This is a genomic window from Stieleria sp. (assembly GCF_041595215.1).
GTDB lineage: Bacteria > Planctomycetota > Planctomycetia > Pirellulales > Pirellulaceae > Stieleria > Stieleria magnilauensis.
Window position 1 is genome coordinate 1 of sequence record NZ_JBFHKV010001431.1, and the last position, 1727, is coordinate 1727.

The 1727-nt window shown below is 59.1% G+C and carries 1 protein-coding gene and 1 pseudogene; both read right to left on the minus strand.

Features of this window, described 5'->3' with window-relative positions:
• Positions 1 to 465, minus strand: a pseudogene (locus ABX749_RS31855) (D-glycerate dehydrogenase); the annotation flags it as partial.
• Between the two features lie 138 nt (positions 466 to 603).
• On the minus strand, positions 604 to 1727 hold a 1124-nt coding region (locus ABX749_RS31860), incomplete at its 5' end, for an NAD(P)/FAD-dependent oxidoreductase (protein WP_372899586.1).

Here is a 1727-nt window from a genome sequence, read left to right on the forward strand (position 1 = left end):
CAGGCCGATCAGCCCGATCGTCGCGCCCGTCACTTCGGCGCCGAGCATCTGCAGCGGTTCCCAACCGCCCCACTGGCCAGATCGAACCAGGCGATCGCCTTCGACCACGCGACGCACCGACGCCATCAGCAACGCCCATGCCATGTCGGCGGTGCAGTCGGTCAACACTCCCGGAGTATTGGTGACCGCAACGTTTCGCTCTGTCGCAGCGGCAACGTCGATGTTGTTGAATCCGACCGCATAATTCGAAACGACTTTCAAACTCGGATTCGCGTCCAGAAGCTCGCCGTCGATCTGATCGGTCAACAAACAGATCAGCCCATCGGCATCACGCACGCCGTCGATCAATTCGTCACGCGTTAGCGCACGATCCAAGTCGCCATGACGAAGATTCGCCTCGGTCTGCAGGCGTTCCATCGAGTCGGGAGGCAGACGCCGCGTCAAAAAGATTGTTGGTTTCGACATTCAAGTTTCAGGTTTCAGGTTTCAGGTTTCAGCGGTTCAGCGGTTCAGCGGTTCTCAGCGACATCATTTTCTTGTCACCCATTTTCTTGTCTGTTTCTTCTTCACCTCGTCCTCTCGCTCCCGCTCCCTTTTCTGCTCTCACTTCGTCGCCGTATACGCGTAGCGATTCCCGGCGCCTTCGAATAATCCGGCGGTGTTCCAGGGAGCGATGAAGTTTCGCAATTGATCGACCACTTGGCCGTCATCGGTGTCGGACTCGATCACTTCGGCGGACCGCTTGACCGCGGCGAGGAAGGACTCGTCGTCGGCTTGCCACAACCGGTCGGGCATTTCACCGCGTCCGATCCGTTCTTCGCACGCGATCGCGGCGGCGAAGTAAACCATACAGGAGGCGGTGAATCGCGGAAATGAGTGCATCGATCGGTACACCATCGCGATCAATTGATCAATGTGGAATGCTTCGGCAAGAATCGACGCACGATAACGCTCGATCCGCTCGCGTGAGTCGTTGGCCAACAAGATGTCAGCCAATCGCATCACTCCTGCCAACGCGTGAGCAATTCCGGTGCTGTGCAGCGGATCGATTGTCACCGCCGTCGCCGGCGTCATTAGACAATTGTTCGCCACGACGGGATCGTGCAAACGCTGCACCCGACCGATCGTAGCAACATTGGAACCCGGCGCTACGAGTACACTGTCGCGAAACACTTGGTGGATCGTCGCAACACCGCTGAATCGATTGTTCAAAACGCCAGTCGCTCGCTGCAACGTGTCGTGGTGTGTCGCCGCGTCCCCACGCAGTGGCGACACGACGCCGACGCTGGTGATGCCGTTGTTCATCCGCAGCATCCACGCCCAGCCAACGTCGATCAAATGATGTTGCGCCGCCGCATCGGCATCGAACGGTTCCGACGCGCGGTGATCGCCGTGCAGCGAATTAAAAACATCCGAGTACGATTCGACGCCGCGGAAATGGGCAAACGCGGCGCACGTCTTGGTGTTCAATCGATCCGTCATCGGGGCCGCACCCAGCAATCGCGCCGACACCGCCGCCGCCCCGGACGCATCGACGACGAAACCTGCTGTGATGCGATCGCCGGACGCGAGACAAAGTCGTGCTTGGGATGAATCCGACAAATCCAGCGACGTCACCGCGACGCCTTCCCTTGCTTCGACGCCCGCGTCCAAGGCTTTCTGAAACAGATAGGCATCGACGTCACTGCGGTACCAGTGCGTGTCGCTGTTTTCGTCCGTTGGGCTGG